The sequence below is a fragment of the Vibrio kasasachensis genome, assembly GCF_050337565.1.
Lineage (GTDB): Bacteria > Pseudomonadota > Gammaproteobacteria > Enterobacterales > Vibrionaceae > Vibrio > Vibrio kasasachensis.
The window spans coordinates 461629-487971 of the sequence record NZ_JAKJTB010000008.1 but is presented as its reverse complement, the minus strand read 5'-3'; the positions used below and the strand labels follow the sequence as shown (position 1 = coordinate 487971).

Here is a 26343-nt window from a genome sequence, read left to right as displayed (position 1 = left end):
GCGAATGTCACATAAATCATTCGTACGTAAACAATTCCGGTTAGATTTGTGTGTGTGATAACATTTCTACATATTGCTTATATTTTCAACACCCTACCTCTATAAAGTAAAAAACTCGCACAAGGCGAGGTTTTTTCATTATGTCACCAGTCAATCTCTTATAGGTGGTCGCGATCATGCGGCGACTCTAAATCAAGTTCCGGTCCTTTTGGAACAACTTGAGTTGGATTTATCCCTGTATGACTGAAATAGTAGTGACGCTTTATGTGGTAAAAGTCCGTTGTCTCTTTAATCCCTTCCACTTGGTACAACTCTTTCAAGTAACCTAGCATATTGGGGTAATCGGCAATTCGCTTTTTATTGCATTTAAAATGCCCCACATAAACCGCATCAAAGCGTATTAGAGTAGTAAATAATCGCCAATCTGCTTCTGTTATTTGATTACCCGCTAGATAGCGATGCGTTTGCAAATAGCGCTCAACTTTATCTAAGGCATTAAACAAATTATCGTACGCTTGTTCATAGGCATCTTGCGAAGAAGCGAAACCACAACGATAAACGCCGTTATTAATATTGGGGTAGATGTAATCATTCCATTCATCAATCAAGCTGCGCAATTTTTCAGGATAGAAATCAAGATAATTATCCGCGACTTGATTAAATTCAGAATTAAACATGCGGATGATTTCAGAAGATTCGTTACTAACGATGGTGCCAGTCTTTTTATCCCATAATATTGGCACTGTAACTCGCCCCGTATAATCAGGCTTTGCTTGCGTATATAATTGATGTAATCGAGTATGACCAAAAAGCGGTTCTGGCAACCCCATCTGCCAACCTTCTGACAGCATGTCTGGGCAAACAACTGTCACATCAATATGCTTTTCTAACCCTTTTAAGCTACGGAAAATAAGCGCTCGGTGCGCCCAAGGACAAGCCAATGAAACATAAAGATGGTAACGACCACTCTCTGGTTGAAACTCCGCTTCCGAATTGTTCTCAACCGATTGTCGGAAACCGGCGTCTTCTCTAACAAACTGTCCACGACTGGACTTTGTGTCATACCAAACATCGTGCCAAACACCTTCAACTAGCTTTCCCATATTTACCTCCCCTCTATCTATTAAACTCAGTATAGAGCGCTACAATAATCAGTTAAGGGGAATAAATTGCGGGAGATGTTCAAGTTTTTCTAACGAAATATCCCCGTCATACTTGAAGTTGCAGCGGTGTTGGCTGTATTCGTGCGCCCCAATCACATAGTTCACCTATGCTCAGGGGACTTTCTTACTTGCCGCCTACCTGCATCTTCAAATTTTTGGGGTTTAGAGGATGAGAAACGCCCTTGCTTTCCTCAAGTAAGGGCGTTTTTTTTGATTAGTTCATGAAGCCATCAAGCACTGCAACTGTGTTGTATCCAAGGTCTTCTACTGCGTAGCCACCCTCAAACACAAACAAGGTCGGAATACCTAGCTTACCCAGTTGCTCACCGATCACTTGGTAGTCTTTGCGCTTGAGCTTGAAGTAACTAATTGGATCATGCTCGTAAGTATCCATACCTAATGAGATAACTAAAGCCTCTGCACCAAACGAGCGAATTTTATCAAGCGCAGTGCTTAATGCTGGGGCATACAATGACCAATCTGTTTTTCCTTGGGGTAACGGTAAGTTAAGGTTGTACCCTTTGCCCTTCCCTTCACCTGTTTCGTCAGCAAAACCCAGATAGTGCGGATAATCGTAATCAGGGTCACCATGAATCGAAACAAACAATACATCATCACGATCGTAGAAGATGCTTTGTGTCCCATTGCCATGATGGTAATCCAAATCCAATATCGCCACTTTGTGCTTGCCATTGCGTCGCAGTGATTCAGCGGCAAGTGCTGCATTATTAATATAACAATAGCCACCCATCATATCAGGTGCAGCATGGTGACCCGGCGGACGACACAGTGCAAAAGCCGAAAACTCACCGTTACTAATCAAACTCGCCCCCGTCAACGCACAATCTGCCGCTGATTGAATTGCTTCCCAGCTGGTTTTAGTGATGGCAGCCGTCATATCAAAGCTGTAATAACCCAACTTACCTTCAATATCTTTGGGAATTCGGTGACGTAGGTAGCGAGGGCTAACAAAACAATAAGGTGACGCGTCATGCTTGTCACCAAAACGCTCTTCCCACTCAGACCAAGCAGATTGCAGAAACTCGACATAATCTTGCGTATGAACCAAAAGCAGAAGTTCCGTTCCATAGCTATCTGGTTCTCTAACCGTAAAACCACCATGTTCGTTGAGTGCATTTAGCACCATATCAGCACGTTCAGGTTTTTCAAAACATGCCGTTGGCTCCCCAGAGAGGAACTCATACTTAACACTATGAAGGCGCTGCTTCTCGGTATAGATAACTTTCACTATTTCTTCAGCTCCATCCAGTAGCGCTCATATAAACTGACTGCTTCACCAACACTACCTAAAAACTGACCTTTTTGCTTAACATCAGCAGGTGGGAAAATAATGTCACTTTCGCGAATATCTGATGGTAAGAATTCCATCGCTTGCAAGTTTGGAACAGCATAACCAATCTCTTTTACTATGATAGCTTGGTTTTCTGGCTCTAACAGGAAGTTGATGAATGTGTATGCCGCCTCTTTATTCTCTGATTGCTTTGGAATCACAATGTTATCCATCCAGAAGATTGCTCCTTCAGTTGGGTAAACAAAGCGAATCGCAGGGTTCTCTTTCTGCGCACGGTAAGCCGTACCATTCCATTGCATACCAACGTTCACTTCGCCCGTAACAAGTGGAACATGAGGCGCATCTGAGTTAAATACTGTCACGTTTGGTTTAATTTTCTGCAAACGTTCAAAAGCTTGTTTCAGTTCATCTGCATCTTGAGAGTTTACTTTATGACCATCAAGAATCAACGCCATCCCCATAACATCACGCACATCATCAGTAAGTAATAGTTGACCTGCATACTCGCTATTCCACAAATCAGCCCAGCTATCAAGCTGGCTACCGTCAATAAAATCAGCGTTATAAGCAATGGCCGTGCTGCCCCACATATATGGGATAGAGTAGCTATTTTCACGATCAAAACTTTGATTCAAAATCGTTGAGTCTAGCTGTGAAAATTGCTCTATTTTTGATTTATCTAACTTATGTAGCAAGTCATCATTTGCTAATTTAGAAACGTAGTAAGTTGATGGCACGACAATATCAAACCCTTTGCCATTGAGCAGCTTTAGCTTGGCATACATGGTTTCGTTACTTTCAAAAGTCGCGTAATTAACTTTGATCCCAGTTTCTTTAGTGAAATCTTCGATAATTGATTGTGGTAGGTATTCAGACCAGTTGTACACATTAAGTGTGGTTGAAGCAAAAACTGGAGAGGAAGCAATTAAGCCAGTTACGGCTACTGAAACAAGTGATTTTTTCATTTACGTTAACATACTATCAGTGAGTCATGACGCAGGATTACGCCAAGAAAGATTAAATAGCATGCATGACTTTAAATCAAGAAAGCATAAATTAAACAGCTGACTCAAATCAAGGTTATCACTTTCTTGACCAAAAACTAGCCAAGCAAAACCTGCGAACATAAAAAAAGCGCGACCTACTAAGAAGTCGCGCTATAGCCCGTCACAGGCTGAATTTAATTAAAGATTGACATGTAAGCAGGAGACCGAATGAACGGCTGAGCCTTGAATACTTGGTTTCTGGTTAGCACACAACTCAGTTGCCTCTGGACAACGAGTGCGGAAAACACAGCCTGATGGCGGATTGATCGGTGATGGTAAATCCCCTTCAAGCATCTGAATCTTTTTCTTACGTTCAAGTGCTGGATCAGGAATCGGAACCGCCGACATCAATGCACGCGTATATGGATGCTTTGGATCAGCAAACAATGCGTCGGTTTCACCAAGTTCTACCGCGTTACCCAAATACATCACTAAAACACGATCCGATATGTGTTTAACAACCGATAAGTCATGGGCAATAAATACCAGCGACAAACCAAGCTCTTTTTGCAATTCCTTAAGAAGGTTAACCACCTGAGCCTGAATCGATACATCAAGTGCAGATACAGGTTCATCACAAATAATCATCTTAGGCTTTAGGATCAAGGCTCGGGCAATACCGATACGTTGACATTGACCGCCAGAAAACTCGTGAGGATAACGATTGATAACGTTAGGCAATAAGCCCACCTTCATCATCATTTCTTTAACTCGGTCTTTCACTACTTGCTTTGAAAGCTCTGGGTAGAAGGTTTCTAGCGGTTCTGCAATGATGTCGCCCACTGTCATACGCGGGTTCAATGAAGCCAACGGATCTTGGAAGATCATCTGAATCTCTTTACGAGTTTCACGGCGCTTCACTTCTTTCATTTTCGTCAGATCTTGACCTAACCAAACGACTTCACCATCAGTGGCCTCAACCAAACCGATAATCGCTCGCGCAAAAGTTGACTTACCACAACCGGATTCACCAACTACACCAAGTGTTTCGCCCTCGTACAGGCGCACATCAACACCGTCAACGGCTTTGAGATTTAGTGGTTTTGTCCATGGCCAAGCAGACTTAGGAGCAATACTAAAGTGTACTTTTAATGCTTTTATATCTAACAATAAATTTTTATCTACGCTCATTTGCTCCAAGCCTCCCATGTAGAAAAACATGCTCTTTGGCGACCATCACCAAATGGCGTCAAAATTGGTGCGTCACGTTTACAACGATCTAATACGCGATGACAACGCTCTTGGTAAGGACAACCCGTTGGTAAACGCAGCAAGTTAGGCGGATTACCTGGAATGGTTGGCAAAATCTCACCTTCCATGTCTAAGCGTGGAATCGCTTTTAGTAGACCTTCCGCGTACGGGTGGCTAGGGTTGTAGAAAATATCATCGACAGAACCGTATTCCATGGTACGTCCTGCATACATAACTAAAACCTTGTCACATGAGCCCGCAACTACACCCAAATCGTGGGTGATCATGATAATCGCGGTATTGAACTCACTTTTTAGTTCATTAAGCAAATCCATGATCTGCGCTTGAACTGTTACATCAAGCGCTGTCGTTGGTTCATCAGCAATCAGCAATTTAGGGCGGCACAACAACGCCATTGCGATCATTACACGCTGACGCATACCACCTGAAAATTCATGCGGATACATGGTGATGCGCTTACGCGCTTCTGGAATTTTTACCGCTTCCAGCATGCGTACCGATTCTTCAAACGCTTCAGATTTACCCATGCCTTTGTGCAGCATTAACACTTCCATAAGCTGATCGCTTACTTTCATATAAGGGTTAAGTGAAGTCATCGGATCTTGGAAGATCATTGCAATCTGCTCTGCACGAACTTTATTGAGTTCTTTCTCGCGCAGATTGAGAATTTCTCTACCTTCGAACTTTGCGCTACCAGAGATGATGCCGTTCTTAGCCAGCAAACCCATAATAGCGAAAACTGTTTGTGATTTACCTGAACCAGATTCACCCACGATACCTAAGGTTTCACCTTGATTCAGTGAAAAATTCAAATCATTTACTGCGGTGACAATTCCATCTTGAGTGGTAAATTCTACGCGCAGATCTTTGACATCTAATAAGCTCATCATTGCTTCCTTAATCTTAGAATTTTAATTATCTGTCTTTAGGATCAAGCGCATCGCGCATGCCATCACCAACGTAGTTAAAGCAGAATAGAGTCACAACCATGAACAGCGCAGGGAATGCTAACTGCCAAATTGCCACTTCCATTGTTTGCGAACCTTCTTGAAGTAACGCGCCCCAACTCGTCATAGGCTCTTGAACACCAAGACCAAGGAATGAAAGGAATGATTCAGTCAGAATCATGCTTGGGATCAGCAGCGTAGAGTAAACCGCAACAATACCCAAAACGTTCGGTACAATGTGACGAGTAATAATTTTCCAATTACTCACGCCCGATACATGTGCCGCTTCGATGAATTCTTTGCTGCGCAAGCTAAGCGTTTGACCACGCACGATACGAGCCATATCTAGCCAAGCGATCGCACCGATTGCAACAAAAATCAAAATGATATTACGACCAAAGAACGTCACTAGTACGATTACTAGGAACATAAATGGTACTGCGTAAAGTATTTCCAGAATACGCATCATAATTCGGTCAACACGCCCGCCAATAAAGCCTGACGTTGCACCGTATAACGTACCAATCAATACCGCCACAAAGGCGCCCATTACGCCAACCATTAGCGAGATTCTACCGCCAATTAATGTGCGTACAAATAGGTCACGACCGAGAGAATCGGTACCAAACCAATGCTCAGCATTAGGTGCAACGTGCATTGCGTACCAATCGGTATCATCAAAAGCATACGGTGCCACCATTGGTAAAATAATCACTGCTAGTGTCATTAGTACCAGAATAAACAAGCTCACCATCGCCGCTTTATTGCGCATAAAACGAATACGGGCGTCTTGCCATAAACTGCGACCTTCAATTTCTAAGTTCTCTGAGAACTTCTCGATCGCTTCAAGGTTTTCTTTTTTAGTTAACATAACAATACGTCCCTGTTTAGTAGCGAATTTTCGGGTCGATCATTGCTAGTAAGATGTCAACGATAGCGTTGAACAGAATGAAGAGGAAACCAATCAAAATGGTTACACCCATTACTAGCGAATAATCTCGGTTAAAAGCTGCATTGACGAACAACTTACCGATACCAGGTAGACCGAAAATAGTCTCAACCACAACCGAGCCAGTAATGATACCGACAAATGCAGGTCCCATATAAGACACAACAGGGAGCAATGCAGGTTTTAACGCATGCTTAATCACGATGTAGCGATAACTTAAACCTTTCGCACGTGCGGTACGTATAAAGTTACTATTCAGCGTTTCAATCATCGAACCACGGGTAATACGTGCAAAAGTAGCAACATACAGCAGTGACATGGCAATCACGGGCAGAACAATGTATTGCCAACCTCCGTCATTCCACCCCCCCGCAGGTAATATCTTCAAATTAAGGGCAAAAATATAGATCAAGAGTGGCGCGAGAACAAAGGAAGGTAATACCACGCCCAACATGGCAGTAGACATAATGGTGTAGTCTTTCCACGTATTTTGTTTCAACGCGGATATGGTTCCGACTGTGACCCCAAGTAATACGGTAAAAATAAACGCGATTACACCAATTTTTGCCGAAACAGGTAAAGCAGCAGAGATCAATTCATTTACTGAGTAATCTAAGTACTTAAATGACGGTCCAAAATCACCTTGGATCACGTTAGTTAGGTATGTGAAGTATTGCTCCGATACAGGTTTATCAAGCCCATATTTAGCCTCGATGTTAGCCATTACTTCTGGTGGTAAAGGACGCTCACTTGAGAATGGGTTACCCGGTGCGAAACGCATGAGAAAGAAGGATACGGTGATCAAAACCAACATTGTTGGGATCGCCTCAAATATCCTTTTTGCGATAAATTTAAACATAAATTCGCTCTTTCAGTCTGTGACAGTTAAATGTAACAAGACCCTGCGCATGAATAATCACGCGCAGTGTCTGTATTTTATAGTTCTATTTATTAGATCAGTTACTTAATGAGGTATAGATCTTTAGAGTAGATTTTCTCTTCTGCGTTTCCGACAGGGAAGCCGCCAACTTTTTCAGATAGTAGACGCGATTTCACGTATTGATAGATAGGCGCTAGTGGCATATCTTTCGCTAGCATGATTTCAGCTTCGCGGTATAACGCGGTACGCTCTTCTTCTGAAGTAGAATTGATCGCCTGCTCCATCACCTTATCGTATGCTTTGCTGTCATAGTGGATACCACCTGTAGTGTTACCGCTCTTCATCAAAGTCAAGAAAGACGACGCTTCGTTGTAGTCACCACACCAACCAGCACGAGCAACTTCGAAGTCACCTGCATCTTTAGTAGATAGGTATGTTTTCCACTCTTGGTTTTCTAACGTTACGTCAAGACCAAGCGTTTTCTTCCACATAGAACCCAGTGCTACTGCAATCTTTTTGTGGTTTTCAGAAGTGTTGTAAAGTAGAGAGAACGATAGTGGATTATCTTTCCCGTAACCCGCTTCTTCAAGTAGGCGAGCAGCTTCTGCGTTACGTTCTTTTTGAGTCAACTGACCATACTTTGGTGCTTCTGGAGCAAAACCCGCTGTAATTTCAGGTGTTAAGAAGTAAGCAGGCTTTTGACCTTGAGCAAGAATAAGATCAGTGACTACGTTACGATCAATTGCGTAAGAAATCGCTTTACGTACGCGAACATCGTCAAATGGCGCTTTCTTAGTATTGAATAGGTAGTAGTAAGTACATAGGTTACCTACTACCGAAACAGATTCAGGATGCTCTTTCTTCAAGCGTTTAAAGTGCTCAACAGGCAATTCCATTGTAAAATCGATTTCACCAGACAAGAAACGGTTCATTTCCGATACTGGATTTTCAATCGGCAGGAAAGTCACTTGATTGATAACCGTTTTGTCGTTATCCCAGTACTGCTCATTGCGCTTAAGCACTAGTCGCTCATTCACAACCCACTGATCAACCACGTAAGCACCATTACCAACGAAGTGCTCCGGTTTGGTCCATTGATCACCATATTTTTCAACGGTCGCTTGATGTACAGGCGAAGTTGATTGGTGGCCCATCATCATTACGAAGTATGGTACTGGCGAATCAAGTTCAACAACGAGAGTTTTATCGTCTAACGCTTTTACGCCAAGCGTTTCTTTGTCGGCTTTACCAGCGATGATCGCTTTCGCGTTCTTCATCTTGGTGTATTCCATGTACCAAGAGTACGGAGACGCGGTATTAGGATCAACTAAACGTTGGAAGCTGAAGACAAAATCTTGCGCAGTCACAGGGTCGCCATTTGACCATGTTGCGTCTTTTCGGATATGGAAAGTGTAAGTTTGGTTATCAGTCGTTTCCCAGCTTTCAGCAGCACCTGGGATAGTGTTGCCGTCAGCATCTTGGTTCACCAAGCCTTCTAGAAGATCACGAATAACGTGAGATTCTGGAACACCTTGCGATTTATGCGGGTCAATTGTTGCTACTTCCGTACCGTTACCACGAACTAAATCTTGTGTATCAGCTAGCTGAACACCTGCTGGAACTTCAGCAGCAAGAGTAGCGGTAGAGGCCATTGCTAGACCAGCACCTAAAAGAAGGGCTTGAGTGATTTTATTCTTATACATGCGTAAAACTCCAAGTTTTTCATTTGCATCCATGACTCCTCTGCATGATTTACTCAACGGCAGTGATTTAAAATTACCATGCTCACATTTGAAGCAGATAACTCTAAAAGCATACAGAGATTGCCGCACACATTATCAATCATCGAAGTAATTTGCCATTAAATTGTATTAAAAAAAAGAATAATTCTTTCAATAACGCCAATGAATAGCGAATAATTCTAAATAATGTTTAATGAATAATATTATTCATTAATATTACTCACACCAATAGACTGAACTGCCAAATAGTCTACAAAAATACTTTTTCCTAGCATTTTATACCACACAAACGGCAATAAAATTAACAACCCACTTACATCTAGCTTCACAGATAACATAATCAATTGTCAGGAAATTAATTAATGCGAGGTGTATCACTACTAATTTGTTGGCTAACGTAGCGTGTATCTAGCTTATCAACATCTCTTTTCTGCCAATATTCTGGCTCCAAACGAAAAAGAGCCCCTTAAATTTAGGGGCTCTTTGTACAAAGGATTCTATTACGGTTCTTGGCGAGTTGGTGCAATCACAATTTCACGTACACACACACCTTGTGGCTGCATGTAAGCATATTCAACCGCTCTTGCAATATCGTCTGCAGCTAGCACACCGCCCATTACTTCTTTCCAACTATCGTAACCGGCAATGATTTCACTAGAAGTGGTATGAGAAAGAAGTTCAGTTTCCACCGCTCCTGGGGCAATGGTTGTTACTCGAACATCGAAATTCGCCACTTCTTCACGAACATTTTCTGAAATTGCGTGTACAGCATACTTAGTACCGCAATAAGCCGCGTGGTTAGGGAATGTTTTTCTACCAGCAACCGAACTGATATTAATGATGGTACCACTGCGGCGTTGCTTCATTGGTGCGAGTACCGCCTGCATACCGTTCATCAATCCGATCACGTTCACATCAAACATGCGCTTCCATTCGGCGGGATCTTGCACATCCAATTCGCTAAGCAGCATCACACCTGCGTTGTTAACAATACAATCGGTTGGACCAAACTTGACTTCTGCTTTCTCGATTGCCGCTTCAAATGATGCCTTATCTAACACATCAACCTTCTCACATAAAGTGTTCGGTAAATTCAGTGCTTCAAGACGCTCCATGCGACGTGCAACGAGTAATAGTGGGTGCCCAGCATCACTCAAACGACGAGCAATCGCCTCACCAATACCCGAACTCGCACCTGTAATCACAATTAGCTTTTTCATTTTGATCTCCAATCATTATTGAATAGCCGAAGATTCTCTGCGGCAATAGCGTTATCTTACTTAGCGCTTGATCGTTGATATATAGCATTTAAGTTCAATCACTGTTGCACCAGTGCAACAATCTGCCATACTTGGAAAAAATTTGGCGTCTTCTCATGATAAACCACATCAACCTTTCAGATATCCGCTCTTTTATATTGATAGCTCAATTAGGTAATTTCACCAAAGCTGCAGAAGCACTTGAAGTCTCTCGTTCACACGTATCTCGCCAAATAGGAGCATTGGAGAAACAGATGGGGGTCACCTTGCTGACGCGCACAACCAGAACCTTACGTTTAACTCAGGCTGGTGAACGATTCTTCCATCAATGTGAAGCCGCATTAAAGCAGATAGATCAGGCTCTGATCGCTGCGGTTGATGATACTCAGCAAGTTCAAGGGTTAATACGAGTAAACTGCGTAGGCGGATACCTAGGTGAAGAGATGATTGCACAGGCTATCGCCGAGTTTATGAAACAATACCCTCAAGTAACGGTCGATCTTGATTTCTCCAGTCCAAGAATCGATTTAATCGAAGACCAATTTGATGTCGCCTTTCGCATGGGTGAACTAGAAGACGCTGGTTTTATTGCCAAGCGCTTAATGAATGTAGAAATGGTGACACTAGCAAGCCCCTGCTATATCAAAGCTTATGGCGCGCCATTGCACCCTAGAGAGTTGTCGCAGCATCGCACGCTTACTGGCTCTGTTACTAAATGGAGTTTCGTCAACACTGATGCCGAAGGCAAGCACTACGATGTCCATATAAAAGGCAAGTTCACCTGTAAAAATGGTCGAGCATTAATAAAAGCAGCGCTTGTTGGCAACGGATTAATTCGCGTCCCAAAAATCTACTGTGAGGATGAGATCTCCAAGGGGGAACTGATTGAAGTCATGCCTGATTGGAATATTGCGATTATCCCATTCTCTACGATATTCCATAAAGATCGCTATCAACCAAAGCGTATTAGGGTCTTTGTCAATTTTGTAACAAGCTGGTTTCAAACAAACGTTGATTAGCCATGACTAGACTCTCGATAGAAACTATTACGACAGCAAAACGTGACAATATAATCCCCTATCCATAATGAGCATTTGTGTTTATCTTGTTGAATATTGGTTGATTTTAATACATATGCAATTTGCTTTGACAGCCAGATAAATGCTGCTAAAATCGCCGCCTTTATTGTTATCTAAACAACTCTTACCGTGTCGACATTTGTATTAATAACCTTATTATTTCCTAATACAATTGCCTTTTCCGTTGCCTGCATTGCATCAAACACTCCTGACAAAGTGTTGGTTATTGGCATAACCGAAGGTATCGCAACGGGAAAAATCACTGTATTTCAGTTTCCTAGCTGCAGTGGTACTTTAGCCAATCGATACTTCCCCATTCATCATCGAAAGAGCCCCCCAACATGGTTCAAAACGTAATAGAACCATAATTGATAGCAACCTAGTAACACTAATCTCGTAGCATGAAAGCCCTCAATGTTGATCCAAGTCGATCAATACAGAAGGGTGTTGCCTCTGAACTATATACCATACAAACCAACACTAAACTACGGCTCAACGAAAGGCAAAACATTGAAAATACTGATTATTGAAGATGATATTATTCAAGCAACAATGCTGAAATTATCTATTAACGCTTTGGGTTATCAGCAGGTTTCAATTGCGAGAGAAGCGAGTGTCGCCCTCGACATTTGTAAAAAACATCCTATTCAATTCATTATCTGTGACATTAACTTACCGGATATGGACGGCATACAGATCCTATCTAAGCTTTCGGTATTCTCAACCAATGTTGGCATCGCCATCCACAGTGCAATGAAAGAAGATGTTATCGAATTGACCAGTAACATGTGTATAGCCGCTGGTTTTAAGTTCGTTGAAACCATCTCAAAACCTCATACTATTGCTGGGCTAGAGAAAATGTTTGAACGATTCAAAAGTGGTGCAGAAAACTCGACTGAAGACGCAAAACATATTCAGTTAAGTGAGCACGAAATTGTAGCTGCTTTCGATCAAAACTGGTTTGCGAATTTTTATCAGCCTCAATTTAATGCTAAAACTAAACAAATAGTGGGGGTAGAAGCACTAATTCGCTGTAATCACCCTCGCTATGGGGTGCTCACTCCAGCGAGTTTTCTCGACACCATCCACCAGCTTGAACTCACCGAACGTTTGTTTTGGCATGTTGCAGAAAAAGCGATTTCAGCTATCGCACTATTAGGACGAGACATCAGTCTTTCGATTAATTTAAGCCAATCGAATTTTGAGCACGATATGTGTGACGATTTGCTCGAACTATGTCGTCGCCATGATTTTGCTCCATCACGCTTGATACTCGAACTAACTGAGCACGAAGCATATGCATATTCACGAAATTCGCTCGCAAATTTGGCGCGCCTTCGCATGCATGGCATATGTTTATCGATTGATGATTTTGGTACCGGGCATGCGTCATTAAGCCAATTATCACTACTTCCTTTTACTGAATTGAAAATCGATCGCAGTTTCATCACTAACCTTACGACCAATTTCCGTAACCAACAACTAACAAGCATGTGTGTCCAATTGGCTAATTCACTCGGTTTAAACTGTGTAGTTGAAGGGATTGAAGACGAAGCGACATTGCAGTACCTGATTGGGCTTGGCATTGATTGCTATCAGGGTTTTTATGCATGTAAACCCCTGCCAATATCTGCGCTGTGGGAATATATAGGGCAATCGGTGGATACAATCTCATTAGAACAGGCACAGAACCAACACAATGCCACTATTCTTAGCCCTAATATCGCGTCCGCGCATGCGATCAGTAAAACCATGGAAAAAGATGGCTTGTTTGGTTCGGTAAACACAGTTAAGTCTGTTTACCAATTACTCGATTGTCATGATATCCAACAGATTAGCTTAGTGGTGCTTGACCTTGATTTTATCGACTCAGATGCCAATGACATACTGTCCCAATTAAGCTCAACTAATTTTGTTGGTTCAGTATGCCTACTAGAAGGAAGCCAACCAATTCAAAGCGTGATCACCAATCAAACGTATTATTGCTTTGTTGCAAATAAGAACCCTCGCTATATCAATACTATCTCTTCAATTCTTTTAGACCGAGGCAAAACAAGTCTGCAAAAGATCTATCAGATGCTTTCAACTCAAGAGATTAACGTCGCTAATCTACTTCTAAATGGACTTAATAATAAAAAAATCGCTGCCACTTTAGAAATCAGCGAGAAGACCGTTAGCACATACAAAAATCGTATATTTAAGAAGCTGGATATCCAGTCTGTAGTTGAATTGGCACAATTTAGTAAATAATGAAAACCTTCTCTAATTTAAAAGTATTGATCATCGATGATGCCTCTATTGTTGTCGTGACATTAAAGAGCATGCTGATCAAAATCGGCTTCAATGACCGATTAATTAGCTATTGCTCCAGTGCAAAAGCAAGCATTCAGCTTGCTCGACAAGAGCCCTACGACCTCATTTTATGTGACTATAATTTGGGTCGCAGCATGAATGGTAAACAGGTGTTTGAAGAAATGAAACACTTAGGTTTACTGCATGAAAAATCAGTATTTGTTCTAATTACCGGAGAAAACTCCTCGACTGTTGTGCATTCGATAGTCGAACTGAAACCCGACGACTATCTGCTCAAACCCTTTAATGTACTGTCACTTAAAGAGCGAGTTAACGCAGCGATTAATCGAAAGCACGCCTTGTATCAAATATACCAAGCGCAAGCCAAACACCAATTTGAAGAAGGGCTCGAACGGTGTGATGAACTTCTACCGTTTTATCCAGAATATCATTTCATTATTGCTCGCTTTAAAGGTGAATTCTTAAATCGTTTACAGCTACACGATGAGTCTAAAAAACTCTATGAGAGTATTCTCGAACGTAAGCACTATGATTGGGCTACGATTGGACTTGCGAATTCTTTGATGCATTTGGGTGAGAAAAATACCGCGCACAATATGCTAAGTAAGCTGCTCGCTTCTAAACCCAATAGCACGGTTTTACGCACAGCTGCAGCCAATTTAAGTCTAATCAACAATGAGATTCCTGCGGCTATTCGCCATTTTGAACTGGCCAGTAAAATTGTACGAGGTAACTCAGAGCGAGAATTAGTGATTTGCAACTTATGCTTAGGGGTTGGTGACTATCAGAATGCACTGCAACGCTATCGTATCTACATGGAGATCAATAAAGAGACTTTCCGAAATACAATTTTCGCTAAAATCAATTTGGTCCGAATTATTTTGTATTCTTGCTACGACAACTCTGCTGAAGAAAATGTCGCACGTTTGAACGAAGCAAAAACCTTATATAGTCAAATCATCGGCATGAAGGAAGCGGCAAAACTACAAGTAGAACTAGACCTCATTCTCGCGCATATCGCCATGCAAGAGCAACAATATGGTCTGGCAATTAGTAAACTCAACCAAGTGCATCGACAACTTGATTTAGCGCATTTCTACCCACTGTATCAATTTGCTTGGCTATTAAACCATATGAATTTTGATACCGAATTCACTAAGCTGATACCTAGATGCAGTGAGATAATTCAGCGTAATCAAAGTGAAAATGTCTGCGCAAGCCAAATAACAATGCTGAATCAATTGCAACAGACAAATACGGAAAAACTACAGTGGCTTGAAAGTAAGCACCAGTACATCAAAGCCAATAAAATGACCTTGAGTGAACTGCTTAAGATCTACATTGAAATCAACCGCCGCTGCCCATTTTTGCAATCGGTGTGTATGAGTATCATTAAATTACTTGCTCGCCGACTGCCAAAAGATGCCGATGTAAGTGTATTACTCAAGGTAGTGCACCAATGTGATACGGTAATCCGTCAACTGGTGGAGCCGGAAGAGTTGGCGAAATCCGACTATGATCAACTCTATAACTCGATTATCACCAATTACATTGTCGTCTAAGTCCCTTCGGGGACTTTTTCCCAGCCTCGCTTCACAAGTAGACATGCTGCTCACGCCATCAGCACACCGCTCAATTTTTGTAAGGGATTACCTACAAAATACACGTATTTTCACGTATTTCCCTTATCGAAAAGACAAATTCTATTGATTAGTTAAGCGTGTGCTACAGATGTAAAATTTCAACAGATACAATAACTTACAAGAATAAATCTTTGGAATGAATATCAAAATTTTTGCCACCATAATATCATCAGCCCTCCTGTTTGGCTGTAATGATGACAGTTCAAATATCACCTCTGACGAGCCTGAATTAGTACTACCAACCCACTTTAATGCGGTGGTTAAAAGCGGCTTACAAATAATCACAGGGGATGTGAAATGTAATGGTATTCCATTGGATCATGAAGGCAGAGTTAAACTCGCTTTTGATGAACCAATCAACTGTACTTTCGTCAGTATCGAACTAGCTGATATGGACGCTCAAACTTATCAGCCACCTTCAATTCGCTCTACCTCACTGCCTTTTATCGAACTTACTTTTAAAAAGGGTGAGCACACAACGCAAGCGCAACAAGTTTTACAAAAATCGATGCTTGCCCAACAGAAAGTAAAATTTGCCTTGAAACCTTCGACAGCTATGACATCGAAAAGGTTTATAGCAATCTTAGTAACGCTGAGATCGTCAACGAATTTCTAACACCAAAGCCCGAAGATAATGCAGGTGAATTGCCTTCATCACACGTTGATAGCACGGTTGTACCGGAAGTTTCTACCGGTACTGAAGATAGTAGTTTTGGACAATCAGACGCTTTTGTTTCTGCAAACGTAGAAGAGAGCTTGGCCTACAAACCTAGCGCAGAAAGTGCGGTCGCTACCGTTGCCTACCTTAAAGATACCAATGGATATCCGATCGCAGGAGTACAGTTTTATACTCGTAGCAAGCAAGGTATTACCGATGAAGCGGGAAAATTTCAATATATCTGGGGTGAAGAGATCACCTTTGGTATCGATACATTTACCTTTGGCAAAGTAAAAGGTAATCAACTTGAGTATAAGCTGACCGATGTCAGCAACAATGAAATCATCAAACAGAACATTCAGCACTTAGCGGAACGTTATGATACAGACAACGCACCAGATACCATTACCTTCGGTCCCAAAGTACATGAAGTATTTGCCCTATACCCGAACGTCATCAATGAAGCGATCAGCTTCACCCTGCCCAATGGTGCTGAGCTTCTAGATGATAAAGGGCAATCTACTGGTTTTAAAACCCCTGATGAATTCAATGCACAATTTGAAGTTGGCATTGCTGCTTTAATTGAAGCAGATTTAAAAGCATCTGATGAATATTACTTCAGCCAATTATTTCGCCAACCTCAAACGATTCCAATGAGCACTGGTGGTTACGTAACAAACACATTGAAGGCTCTTTACCAAGGCGTAAATCAATTCCACGTATTCCACGATAGTTACTCATGGTACGGCGCAAGTGGTGATCCTCGCGGACAACGAGCCCTCAACCTTTCCAACCGTGCCTTCCCTATCATGATGGCACGTAACGACAACAGTCATTGGCTAGAATTTGGTAGCGAAGCGGCATGGACTCGTGGTTCAGGGACGGATAAAAAAGCCTACTTCGTCAACGCAACCGTACTCGACGAAAACTCCACAGCAACACTAGAGCGCCCAATCACATTAGACAAAGACAACGTGACTTTCAACTTACCGTTTGTCACCGCTGGTGAGATTGGAGCTGGCAAAGTTGTCTATATGGGTAACTCCATGTACCCAAGCATTTTGTCGTGCCCTAGCAATTATTGGGCAGGAGCAGAGCTTAGTATCAACGGGGAAGAAAACACCTGTACTTACAGCAGCTCCGATAAACAGCAAGCTGACGATTCACGTAATGATGACGGTGCAATGGCACAGTTCTTTACCAACATGTTCAAATGGCTCACACCTGATTACCAAGGAAAGAGCATTGCTACGAACATCGAACTTGCTTACGCATTTGAAGCATGGAAAGCAAATAAAACCTATCCATTCTTCATCGACCCGAGTTTTGGTTTTAGTCAGTTAGAGCACTATACATCGAAGCAATACGGCTCGCTCAACCCTACGGTGACTCCGATCATTATCCTTCAAGGGTACGAGCAAATAACTGAAGGTTACGATACCAAATTAACCCACGCGAATATCAAACTTCCATTGCTTAACCAAGATGACATTACTGACCTAATTCGATATGTATCAAAGGGCGGTAACATTGTCATCATGGAAGCAATTGGTCCGCGTAACCCCGAGCCGATTGCTCGCCTCTTTGACTCTGCTGGCATGGTCGTAGGTGAAGCAAACACTATTATTACACGCCAAGCACACTGTGGTTCTAGCTATTATTGCCCCGATAAAAGACCAAACCTGCACGCGCAATTACAGACAGGTTTAGTGGTTTACGAACGCTACGATGATACCTCTAAGATCACCATCGAAAACACAAGCAATGATGAAAGCTCTGTCGTATGGCCTGGCCCCGTCGATATGCCATCATTAGAAATCGCGCGTTTCAAAGACAAAAATGGTGAAGCCAAGGGAGAATTCGCCTTCTTCGCGGTCAACAATGAACAAGAAAAACTCGATGCGATTGCCAAGATTCAACAAGAGTTTCCTCTGGTTCCCGTCTGCACGGATAACTATCAATACGAAGTAAACTGTATCGAATATCGCGAAGGGCACGGCATTCAAACTCGTGGCAATTACGAGCGCCCGGATTTTACTCGTATTCCTATGAATAATGACGTTGTGGAAGCCATGGTCAAAGCGGCCAACTTAGGCGATAACATAGTCTCATTGTACAACCATGAACTGTATTACCGAACCAAAGCAGCACAAGGTCATCGACTGGCAAGTGCCGAATTAAATGCTGTCTATGACAACCTTTCCATTTGGCTTTGGAATAACGAAAACTATCAATACGATAGTCAAGTAACAAACGATGAACTCGGTTTTAAAACACTCGTTCAATTCTTAAATTGTTATACCAACAACACACACCAAACTGATGACGCAGAAGTATTATGTCCAACAGAACTAGGACAATCATTGGTTAAAAACAACTTAATACACGGAAATGGCGAGCTAAATCCGAGTTACCCGCTGAACTATATGGAGAAACCTCTAACACGCATCATGCTTGGTCGTTCATTCTGGGATCATGATATTGTGGTTGATACTACCGTCTATCCGGGGCGACCAACACAAACTGGAACAACGGCTGAAATTGATATTGAAACTTACCGTAACCCGGTGACGTTTGCAGCAGGTAACCGACAAGCAACGGGGTTATGGGCTCCTCAACTTCAAAACGTTGAAGTCTCAGGCGGTGTTGCAGCAACCATTACCGTAGCCTTGGTTGATGATTTAACTGGACGCAACAACCATGAGTTAGCGTTGAACCGCCCACCTCGTGTTGAGATGAACTTTACTTACAACGGAACCGGTCTAACACTTAAAGTCCCTTATGGAGGCTTGATTTACATCACGCCGGCGGCAAGCAAGGAATCAAGCGTTGAAACCTTCACCTTCTCTAACGTAATTAAAGGATCTTATTGGAAAAAAGGGGCATGGGTTCACGGTTACAACTCTGACGTACCTTTAGCAGACATCGATACCGGGCATTTCATCTACACCACTCCGGTGCTAAATGCAGTTGATGCTACAAATGTTGCTCAGTTTGCAGAGCAAATCAATGCGTTTGCAGAAGCGGCAAGTGATTTCTATGGGCGTGATCAGAGAGAACTCACGGGTGATCATCGTCGATTTACGGCGCCCGATGTATTGTTAGAACATCGCCATCACTTTGTTAACGATAAGCAAATTTCAATTGGTGCTGCTCACTCAGGCTACCCTGTGCAAAGTTCCTCATTTAACGTTAAATCACAAACGATCCCGACCAACCCAACCGATGACTGGTTACTATGGCATGAGGTAGGTCATAACTTAGCAGCAGCGCCGTTCAGCCTGACTGGTTCAACAGAAGTCACCAACAACATCTTAGCCTTGTACATGCAGGAGCAACGTGCTGAAAAACCAACTATGGAACGTATTACCGCCGATCTTAAAAAGATCCCACTATGGATGACAAACCACAGCGGGCACGCTTGGAGTGAAGCTGACGCTGGAATACGTCTGGTAATGTTTGGGCAACTTAAACTTTGGGCTGAAGAGCATTTTGAAATCAACAAATGGTATGACGTAAATGCTATTCCACATATTTTCGATACTGAGAAACAAGGCTGGAACCTGTTCAAGCTCATGCATCGTATGGCGCGCGGTGAAACCTTCAATCAAGGCAGTAATTACTGTACAACCCAAGCGACAGGGCTTAACGCAAATGACACGCTAATGGTGTGTGCATCTTATGCTTCTGGTTATGACTTAAGTGATTTCTTCGAACAGTGGAACCCTGGTGAAACGAAAGCAGACATGCCTAATGGCGAAAGCGACTACAGTGGTGGTATCACCTCACAAGGTCTAAATCTACTTCATAGTTTGGAGCTGCCTACACCCGCAAAGTCACCATTAACCTACATAACGCTATCAAATAACTAGCTTATCTATCGCTGCCAATGAGCCATGCTCGTTGGCAGCTGTTTAACTAGGCTACACTTCTATTGCCAACTGCCTCAGATACGCCTTCATAAATTCGGTTCTCTTGGTCGCTTCTATTCTCGCGGACGTTGTATTCATGGTATCTGCCAGTTTTAGGAGCTTTACGTAAAAATGGTCAACCGTATTGTGGCGGTCATTCGGTTCGCGTTCAACGCAGAATGGGTCAACATCATTGTAAAGCTCTACCCCCAGGCTTACGCTTACCTGTATGCAACGAACAATACCAATCGCACCTAACGCATCAAGGCGATCCGCATCTTGCACTATCTGAGCTTCTAAAGTTCTAGGCTTCACATTGGCACTAAAACTATGGGCAATAATAGCGTGACTTATCTCATCTAAATGTTGTTTTGGGTAACCAATAGACTGTAGGAACTGATTGGCTTTTTCGGCTGCTAACTCTGAACTTTTGGCACGCTCAGGGTGATTTTTGGGCAAAGAGAAACAATCATGCAAATACGCTGCGGGTAAAACAACCTCAAGTTTTGCACCTTCGCTTTTGCACAAACTTTTCGCGCTCTTTACAACTCGGCTAATATGGTGGATATCATGCGCTGGGTCTTGATTCATTTCAGACTGAATATAGACAAAAAACTGACTTTCAAATTGTTCAATCATTTCTATCGCTCAAAAATGTATACCCAAGAAACTTGAAGATGCAGGTAGGCGGCAAGTAAGAAAGCCCCCTGAGCATAGGTGAACTATGTGATTGGGGCGCACGAATACAGCCAACACCACTGCAACTTCAAGTATGACGGGTATAAATGGTTAATGGAAAATTCACAGTGACCTTAAAGCATTATACTGGGGCGGTTCTTGTCAGCTCCGTGATTCCCCAGAATCCGCTATTATTAGCTTGTACTTCCCAGCCACGACGTTTGAGCTCTTTAGCAATAAGCCTGTTGGCGACGCCATGCCCAAATACCGCTATGTTTGGTGTGATCGAAGCTTGCTCGATAATTTGCTCAGTGGCGCGCACCGCTCGTTCGCGACCAGAGAGAAAAGACTCACTCTTTGCTGAAAAGCCGAGTAGCCAACAAACACGAGACAACACAAGCCACTTATTAATCGACATAGTTAAGGGCCATCTAAACCTTGGAATATCCATTTCCCTCAACTCACTCATAATTGCGTCGGGTTGCTTACCCAAACACAATTGAGCGGAATGATGCGCTCGATTTAAATCACTGGAAAAAATATAGTGACCCATCAATTGTTTAGCCAACTGATCCGGTGGCAGGCTAGTTTCCTCAATGTAGGAAAGATTATAAGCCCTTACCCATTTTGCAAACCCAGATGAAGTCACTCTCTCATTCGAACTCGCTGCAGGCTTACCATGCCGTACTAACGTAATTTTCACTCAACCTTCCTTGTTATAACCGCATAGAGTTAAATCGGTTTATCAAAACGGATAAAATGCATTTCCAAGTCAACATCGTTATCCAATTCGATCTTAAAATCATCTCCAACAATATCACTCACCGCAGACTGCCAAAACGCGAGAGCGCCGCTGTTTTCTTTGAGCACTCTTACTTGCCAGCAGCCTGGATGCCGATCGACTACCTGCAAGAAGGCATTTCTCCCTACGCCTTTCCCCTTAAATTTACGTAATACAAAAAACTGCTCCACATCGAAAATCGCTTGCTTGGTCGGATATTTTCGCACCAAAACAAAGCCCGCCAATTGGTCACGCCAGTAGATAAAATAAGGCGTATGGTCATGCGCTTGCCAATACGGGTCTAAACTTTCAACTTTAAATGTGTAGCATCCATCGGCGTCAGGGTCCCAGCCCATAAACTCCGACATATCGTAAACATAATAGGGAAACAAGTTATCCAATATATATCGCGAACCAATATCAACTTGTTTGAGAAATACGTCCATTTTGCCTCTATCAATATCGTCCTATCATCCTGCTGTTAATATACAGGTTACAGCGTGTTGTTCATCCTTAGAGCAAAGGAAAAACTCACCAATAGAGAAAAAGAAATATAGAATTTGGACCAAGTAGGCAAACTACTCTAGATTTATGGGAGCAGAAGAGAAGATTACAAATTTTAGATAGCAAAAAGCCGCTATGACAGCGGCTTCTTTAAATTGGGTGGGAGCCCCAGCCACATCCCGGCACACAAGTCACTCGCTGCGGCTGCTTCCTTCCGGATCTGACCGAGTTCACGAGTTATTGTTGCGGGAGGACCAGAGCCCCCATAGAGCATCTCTGTGTAACCAGAGAGTGATGCGATTATCTGGCATCATCGCAGGTATTGCAAGCCCAAGCGGTGATAAAAATAAGGTTTTTAAACCAAGTGCCTAGCAATTAATCGATTAAGCCCATATTTAGCGCTAGAGCGCCAAAAGACGACTTACATTTCAAATTACTAGCTTACGCTTAGGCTCTCTTTGATGCTGCTATTAGAATGCTGAAAAGATTCCATTAAATTCACTTTGCGCTTATTCGCGTACATCGACAAATCCGCTTCGTGCATCACATCTTCTAACGACATGTACTCTCCACGTGGTTTCGAAATACCAAAAGCTAGCGATATATTTAACGCAATTGCATTCTGATTTGAAATAAATTTGATATTCTGTAAATGGATTAATGCATGGCACAAATCCACGTTATTTACGGTGCCGACCAAGATAAACTCATCACCACCTATACGGTAACTCTGCCCTTTCCAATATCGCACTATGTTTTTCGCAATCTCTTTCAATACTTGATCGCCAACTTCATGCCCGAAGGTATCATTGATAGGCTTAAATTTATTCACATCCAAATAAACTAACGTAAGTTCAGGGGGAATGCCCTTACTATATCGACGTTTGAGTGCTCGGCGATTTTTAAGCCGTGTCAGGTTGTCCGTTTTCGATTGTTGATTGAGATAGAAACTGACCCATATTGATGCGAACAACACCAAGACAATAATAGAGATACTCAAACGAGCTAATCTTTGCTCGCTTTGTAATGTTTCCCGCCAATCTGGCAAAACATAGTAGTGACTAATAATCCTATCCAGATCAAGCATTGTTATCGCTTGTGTGAATAGTGGTGCTAACGCCTTACCTGTCTCAGTCTTAGAGAATCCTACGGTTATATCAGTGTAGTAAAACTCGCCTATCAAACTGTCTTCTACTAAGGGCAACAAGGTTTGGGACTCTCTCAGTACCTTATTAAAGCCTGAGCGACTAATCACAATATAATCAATTTCTTTTTCGAGTAGAGCAGTGACGCGCTCACCATCATTTCTGTAGGTATAGAGTTTTTTTTGCGGCAATAACTCTGATAAAACTTCATGATATATATCATCTTTCACAACGCCAATTCGTTCAACAATTAGCTCTGAAACGTTGCTATACACATTTTTTTTGTAACCTTCACGTTTTACGATGATTGCGGTTGAGGTGTAATACGGCTCGCTAAAATAAGCCACCTGCTTACGCTGCTCAGATATCGCGATCGGTGAAATAATGTCGATTTTCTTGGCTAAAAAATCTCCATACATTTCTTCCCACGTCTCATCGGCATAGCTCACCAACTGGCAATTAAGCTGCAAAATGTTACACGCAGAAAAAAGTACTTCCGGCGTTATGCCGGTTACTTTACCTGTACCATGATACGTAGCGTATTGCCCAATCTGCTCAATTTTAACTTTAAGAGGTATTGTTCTATCAATACCTACTTCCGCCACCATCGCCCGCAATGCCTCACGGCGTAAGTCAAACTGATATTGACTAACCGACTCACGTAACGCTTTTTGAACTTTCGCAGAATGGATGTGTGTCTGGAATTTTATCAACGCCTCTTTGTGCTTGTTTTTAGTTGCAATCATAGAAACAGGTTTGATAGAAATTTGATGGTTAAGTAGCTGCGCATCAAACCCCGCCAATAGCATTGGTTTTAGTTGGTTGATCGCATCGACGACACCGTCAACGCGACCTTGCTCTAGCAATTGGCGAGCTTCAATATGCCCACTGTACTCAATCAACTTTAGTTCGGGGTAATTTTTAGCTATGAGTTCTCCGTAAATAGTGCCATGCGGCACTCCCACACTTTGAATGGTATCAAGCGTTGCGCTAGTTGAACTATAAAGATAAGTGTATTCAATATTGGTAGGGCTAGAAAAATCAAATCGCTCTGCACGTTGCTCGGTGTAAGTAACATTTACTGCGAAGTCACTCTCTCCGGTTTCAACCGCGATTAGAATATCGTTAAAGCTCGGATAATAGATGAACTCAACAGGAACCTGAAACTGCTCTGAAATCGAATTGAATAGAGTACGCGTTACAATATCATCAGCCTCCATACCAACTCTGATACTATTGGCTGCATAGAGGGGGAACGCGAAGCTGAATGTAACAATCAGAGAGAATAAATATTGTCGCAATCTTGACCTAACCACTGTTCAAATTATAGTGATGGTTTTACTGGCACAAGCTCACTAAAGATACATCTAAAGCCTATACGCCAAGTCCATTTGAGCCTTTCAGTGTCTATTGTGTCATAAGAATGTTATATACCACAAATTTTAAACGCCATGTAATTCATATTTCTTCATTATATTCAGCATTATGTAATATGTAATCTGTTATCCAAGCGGTACCCAGTAGGCATAGCCAAACGACAAACACAGGGTTGGGAACTTCAACCTGCGGGCTAACGACTAAAGCGGCAAATCCCACGGTAGGTAGCGTCCAACACAGCAATTTACCCCATTTAAAGCTTTTGATTTTTAATAAATTTTCCAATACTGACATGATGCCAATGGTCGAAAGAGCAAACAAAATTCCGTAAGTAAACTGAGCAACCCAGAGCGGGATCAGCAACAGCAAGACCCACCATCGATGGTAAGAACTTGGCTTCCAATGACTTGCAGACCACCACATCAGGACAACCGAGAGAGTTTGGAACATCGTCATAGTCGCAGAGCCATCAAGTTTTCCTGAATTTTGCGTGGTGATAATACCTAGTTGCAAGGTAATGACGATTAGCATCACAATGGCAACAGCAACCCTATTCGATCGGCGTGAGAAAATAACCATTAGTAATGGGAAAAATATCCAGACACTGACGGATAGCGCTATCGGCTGATACGGTAAAGTCTGCCCATAAGCGAGAATCGAAATGAAAAAGACAGCGGATGCAAAACTGAGTTTTTTAATAAGCCATAGCGCTGGCACTATAAATGCCACCAGTGGGATATCTCCCTCACTGACACCAAGCAATCTTGCACACAATACAGCAAGTAATGTGGCTATGAAAAACTGTATAGTTGAAAACAGCATTCCCGCTCCTTGTTCCATCCTGGAATTTTCGAAATCGGATATTGATTTAGATTGCAATCATTGCAAAATAGTATCGATGCATCACTTCGCTTTTTCCGACACCCTAAAACCAATGTTATCAATAAGTATGGACCAATTCTTAGCGCAAATCTTTGCAGTAATTCAACAAATTCCATTTGGACATGTAACGAGTTATGGAGAAATTGCCAAAATGGCAGGTTATCCAGGGTATGCTCGCCAAGTCGGTAAGGCTCTAGGTAAGTTACCAGAAGATTCAAAGTTACCATGGCATCGAGTGGTCAACAGCCAAGGAAAAATATCATTAAAAGGAGTGGATTTACAAAGACAGCGAAAGCTATTGCTTGAAGAAGATATTGAATGCAGTGAGCTAGGGAAAGTTAATCTACGAATGCACAAATGGCAGCCCTAAATTAGGCTGCCATTAATAATCTATTTAACTTAACGTACGCCAATAAGCATTAAATCACGACGATGAGTTAGGCTTTCGTCAGTGATCACTGGGTACACGGTGTCAGTGATAAAACGCAGCTTGCCGTTAACTTCGATACGCGCGCTCACACTATAAGTGTGACCGGGTTTAATTGTTTCTGCATCGTAAGATAGTTGATACGGAAACGGAACTTGGGCGCCTTTCGTTTCCATCACTTGCTCTGCCAGAAGGACCGCAGGTGCATCCGCTAGGGAAATATCTTGCAAACGAACAGTTACGACTGCGTTATCTGGTAAAAGAATACGTTCACGGTAAGCAACGGTACCAGTCACTGACTGCTGGAATTGCTGTTGAGATGTTGGTTCGCTTTGACAACCAATTAGGGCGGTCCCAAATACAACCGACGTCATTAACATCAGTGCTCTTTTCATAATTCCTCTCTATGAGAATAAAAAACGGTGTACTGCGAAA

21 protein-coding genes and 1 other RNA gene are annotated in these 26343 nt (G+C 42.4%); 6 read left to right on the top strand and 16 right to left on the bottom strand.

The features are described 5' to 3' along the window. Nucleotides 1–158 precede the first annotated feature (158 nt). The 9 genes from L4C38_RS02625 to L4C38_RS02585 form a co-directional block, all read right to left on the bottom strand. Nucleotides 159–1103: a glutathione S-transferase family protein gene (locus L4C38_RS02625; RefSeq protein ID WP_428795957.1), complete on the bottom strand. Its 945-nt coding sequence runs from the start codon at nucleotides 1101–1103 to the stop codon at nucleotides 159–161. A gap of 274 nt (nucleotides 1104–1377) precedes the next feature. Continuing rightward, nucleotides 1378–2412, bottom strand: a complete 1035-nt coding sequence (locus tag L4C38_RS02620) for a histone deacetylase family protein (protein WP_428795956.1) — start codon at nucleotides 2410–2412, stop codon at nucleotides 1378–1380. Continuing rightward, nucleotides 2412–3440, bottom strand: coding sequence for an ABC transporter substrate-binding protein (locus L4C38_RS02615; protein WP_428795955.1), 1029 nt, complete (start codon nucleotides 3438–3440; stop codon nucleotides 2412–2414). Before L4C38_RS02615 ends, L4C38_RS02620 begins: the two co-directional genes overlap by 1 nt. 219 nt (nucleotides 3441–3659) lie before the next feature. Next, nucleotides 3660–4652 (bottom strand): murein tripeptide/oligopeptide ABC transporter ATP binding protein OppF, encoded by a 993-nt coding sequence (gene oppF / locus L4C38_RS02610; RefSeq protein WP_428795954.1) that lies wholly within the window; start codon nucleotides 4650–4652, stop codon nucleotides 3660–3662. After that, the gene (locus L4C38_RS02605) at nucleotides 4649–5620 is read right to left on the bottom strand and encodes an ABC transporter ATP-binding protein (protein ID WP_428795953.1); all 972 of its coding nucleotides are present in this window, start codon (nucleotides 5618–5620) and stop codon (nucleotides 4649–4651) included. Before L4C38_RS02605 ends, oppF begins: the two co-directional genes overlap by 4 nt. 28 nt (nucleotides 5621–5648) lie before the next feature. Further along, nucleotides 5649–6551 (bottom strand): oligopeptide ABC transporter permease OppC, encoded by a 903-nt coding sequence (oppC, locus tag L4C38_RS02600; protein ID WP_428795952.1) that lies wholly within the window; start codon nucleotides 6549–6551, stop codon nucleotides 5649–5651. A 16-nt stretch (nucleotides 6552–6567) separates the two neighbouring features. Continuing rightward, on the bottom strand, nucleotides 6568–7488 hold the full coding sequence (gene oppB / locus L4C38_RS02595) for an oligopeptide ABC transporter permease OppB (RefSeq protein WP_428795951.1): 921 nt from the start codon (nucleotides 7486–7488) through the stop codon (nucleotides 6568–6570). A 101-nt stretch (nucleotides 7489–7589) separates the two neighbouring features. Beyond that, nucleotides 7590–9212 (bottom strand): ABC transporter substrate-binding protein, encoded by a 1623-nt coding sequence (locus tag L4C38_RS02590; protein ID WP_428795950.1) that lies wholly within the window; start codon nucleotides 9210–9212, stop codon nucleotides 7590–7592. A gap of 539 nt (nucleotides 9213–9751) precedes the next feature. Beyond that, entirely contained in the window at nucleotides 9752–10471 is a 720-nt protein-coding gene (locus L4C38_RS02585) for an SDR family oxidoreductase (protein WP_428795949.1), read from the bottom strand. A 155-nt stretch (nucleotides 10472–10626) separates the two neighbouring features. On the opposite strand from L4C38_RS02585, the gene L4C38_RS02580 reads away from it, so the two are divergent. The 5 genes from L4C38_RS02580 to L4C38_RS02560 all read left to right on the top strand — a co-directional run bounded on the left by L4C38_RS02580 (nucleotide 10627) and on the right by L4C38_RS02560 (nucleotide 20075). Then, nucleotides 10627–11529 (top strand): LysR family transcriptional regulator, encoded by a 903-nt coding sequence (locus L4C38_RS02580; RefSeq protein WP_428795948.1) that lies wholly within the window; start codon nucleotides 10627–10629, stop codon nucleotides 11527–11529. Nucleotides 11530–12099: 570 nt separating this feature from the next. Further along, complete coding sequence (locus L4C38_RS02575) at nucleotides 12100–13839, top strand: EAL domain-containing protein (protein WP_428795947.1); 1740 nt, start codon at nucleotides 12100–12102, stop codon at nucleotides 13837–13839. Then, a complete protein-coding gene (locus tag L4C38_RS02570) occupies nucleotides 13839–15464 on the top strand; it encodes a response regulator (protein ID WP_428795946.1) in 1626 nt (541 codons plus the stop codon). Before L4C38_RS02575 ends, L4C38_RS02570 begins: the two co-directional genes overlap by 1 nt. A gap of 217 nt (nucleotides 15465–15681) precedes the next feature. Next, nucleotides 15682–16161: a protein kinase family protein gene (locus L4C38_RS02565; RefSeq protein ID WP_428795945.1), complete on the top strand. Its 480-nt coding sequence runs from the start codon at nucleotides 15682–15684 to the stop codon at nucleotides 16159–16161. Next, the gene (locus L4C38_RS02560; protein WP_428796023.1) at nucleotides 16050–20075 is read left to right on the top strand and encodes an SslE/AcfD family lipoprotein zinc metalloprotease; all 4026 of its coding nucleotides are present in this window, start codon (nucleotides 16050–16052) and stop codon (nucleotides 20073–20075) included. The genes L4C38_RS02565 and L4C38_RS02560 overlap by 112 nt, the downstream gene beginning before the upstream one ends. Before the next feature lie 51 nt (nucleotides 20076–20126). Here the strand turns inward: L4C38_RS02560 and L4C38_RS02555 are convergent, their stop codons facing one another. The 6 genes from L4C38_RS02555 to L4C38_RS02530 form a co-directional block, all read right to left on the bottom strand. Further along, nucleotides 20127–20753 carry an HD domain-containing protein gene (locus L4C38_RS02555; RefSeq protein WP_428795944.1) on the bottom strand — a complete coding sequence of 209 codons (627 nt, stop codon included), beginning with the start codon at nucleotides 20751–20753 and terminating at the stop codon, nucleotides 20127–20129. A 181-nt stretch (nucleotides 20754–20934) separates the two neighbouring features. Beyond that, nucleotides 20935–21495 (bottom strand): histidine phosphatase family protein, encoded by a 561-nt coding sequence (locus L4C38_RS02550; RefSeq protein ID WP_428795943.1) that lies wholly within the window; start codon nucleotides 21493–21495, stop codon nucleotides 20935–20937. A 29-nt stretch (nucleotides 21496–21524) separates the two neighbouring features. Next, nucleotides 21525–22019, bottom strand: coding sequence for a GNAT family N-acetyltransferase (locus L4C38_RS02545; protein WP_428795942.1), 495 nt, complete (start codon nucleotides 22017–22019; stop codon nucleotides 21525–21527). Between the two features lie 221 nt (nucleotides 22020–22240). Continuing rightward, nucleotides 22241–22337: signal recognition particle sRNA small type (gene ffs, locus L4C38_RS02540), an RNA gene on the bottom strand. A 176-nt stretch (nucleotides 22338–22513) separates the two neighbouring features. Beyond that, entirely contained in the window at nucleotides 22514–24442 is a 1929-nt protein-coding gene (locus tag L4C38_RS02535) for a GGDEF domain-containing protein (RefSeq protein WP_428795941.1), read from the bottom strand. Between the two features lie 238 nt (nucleotides 24443–24680). Continuing rightward, entirely contained in the window at nucleotides 24681–25421 is a 741-nt protein-coding gene (locus L4C38_RS02530; protein WP_428795940.1) for a VP0952 family biofilm-associated protein, read from the bottom strand. A gap of 127 nt (nucleotides 25422–25548) precedes the next feature. Between L4C38_RS02530 and L4C38_RS02525 the strand changes: the two genes are divergently transcribed. Then, a complete protein-coding gene (locus L4C38_RS02525) occupies nucleotides 25549–25851 on the top strand; it encodes an MGMT family protein (protein ID WP_428795939.1) in 303 nt (100 codons plus the stop codon). 29 nt (nucleotides 25852–25880) lie between these two features. Here the strand turns inward: L4C38_RS02525 and L4C38_RS02520 are convergent, their stop codons facing one another. Beyond that, complete coding sequence (locus L4C38_RS02520; protein ID WP_428795938.1) at nucleotides 25881–26303, bottom strand: YbaY family lipoprotein; 423 nt, start codon at nucleotides 26301–26303, stop codon at nucleotides 25881–25883. Between the last annotated feature and the right edge of the window lie 40 nt (nucleotides 26304–26343).

Excerpts from the sequence above, each read along its gene's own strand:
- L4C38_RS02625 (WP_428795957.1), bottom strand. The coding sequence starts at position 1,103 with ATGGGAAAGCTAGTTGAAGGTGTTTGGCACGATGTTTGGTATGACACA.
- L4C38_RS02615 (WP_428795955.1), bottom strand. The coding sequence starts at position 3,440 with ATGAAAAAATCACTTGTTTCAGTAGCCGTAACTGGCTTAATTGCTTCC.
- oppF (WP_428795954.1), bottom strand. The coding sequence starts at position 4,652 with ATGAGCGTAGATAAAAATTTATTGTTAGATATAAAAGCATTAAAAGTA.
- L4C38_RS02605 (WP_428795953.1), bottom strand. The coding sequence starts at position 5,620 with ATGAGCTTATTAGATGTCAAAGATCTGCGCGTAGAATTTACCACTCAA.
- oppC (WP_428795952.1), bottom strand. The coding sequence starts at position 6,551 with ATGTTAACTAAAAAAGAAAACCTTGAAGCGATCGAGAAGTTCTCAGAG.
- oppB (WP_428795951.1), bottom strand. The coding sequence starts at position 7,488 with ATGTTTAAATTTATCGCAAAAAGGATATTTGAGGCGATCCCAACAATG.
- L4C38_RS02590 (WP_428795950.1), bottom strand. The coding sequence starts at position 9,212 with ATGTATAAGAATAAAATCACTCAAGCCCTTCTTTTAGGTGCTGGTCTA.
- L4C38_RS02585 (WP_428795949.1), bottom strand. The coding sequence starts at position 10,471 with ATGAAAAAGCTAATTGTGATTACAGGTGCGAGTTCGGGTATTGGTGAG.
- L4C38_RS02580 (WP_428795948.1), top strand. The coding sequence starts at position 10,627 with ATGATAAACCACATCAACCTTTCAGATATCCGCTCTTTTATATTGATA.
- L4C38_RS02570 (WP_428795946.1), top strand. The coding sequence starts at position 13,839 with ATGAAAACCTTCTCTAATTTAAAAGTATTGATCATCGATGATGCCTCT.
- L4C38_RS02565 (WP_428795945.1), top strand. The coding sequence starts at position 15,682 with ATGAATATCAAAATTTTTGCCACCATAATATCATCAGCCCTCCTGTTT.
- L4C38_RS02555 (WP_428795944.1), bottom strand. The coding sequence starts at position 20,753 with ATGATTGAACAATTTGAAAGTCAGTTTTTTGTCTATATTCAGTCTGAA.
- L4C38_RS02545 (WP_428795942.1), bottom strand. The coding sequence starts at position 22,019 with ATGGACGTATTTCTCAAACAAGTTGATATTGGTTCGCGATATATATTG.
- L4C38_RS02535 (WP_428795941.1), bottom strand. The coding sequence starts at position 24,442 with ATGGAGGCTGATGATATTGTAACGCGTACTCTATTCAATTCGATTTCA.
- L4C38_RS02530 (WP_428795940.1), bottom strand. The coding sequence starts at position 25,421 with ATGCTGTTTTCAACTATACAGTTTTTCATAGCCACATTACTTGCTGTA.
- L4C38_RS02525 (WP_428795939.1), top strand. The coding sequence starts at position 25,549 with ATGGACCAATTCTTAGCGCAAATCTTTGCAGTAATTCAACAAATTCCA.
- L4C38_RS02520 (WP_428795938.1), bottom strand. The coding sequence starts at position 26,303 with ATGAAAAGAGCACTGATGTTAATGACGTCGGTTGTATTTGGGACCGCC.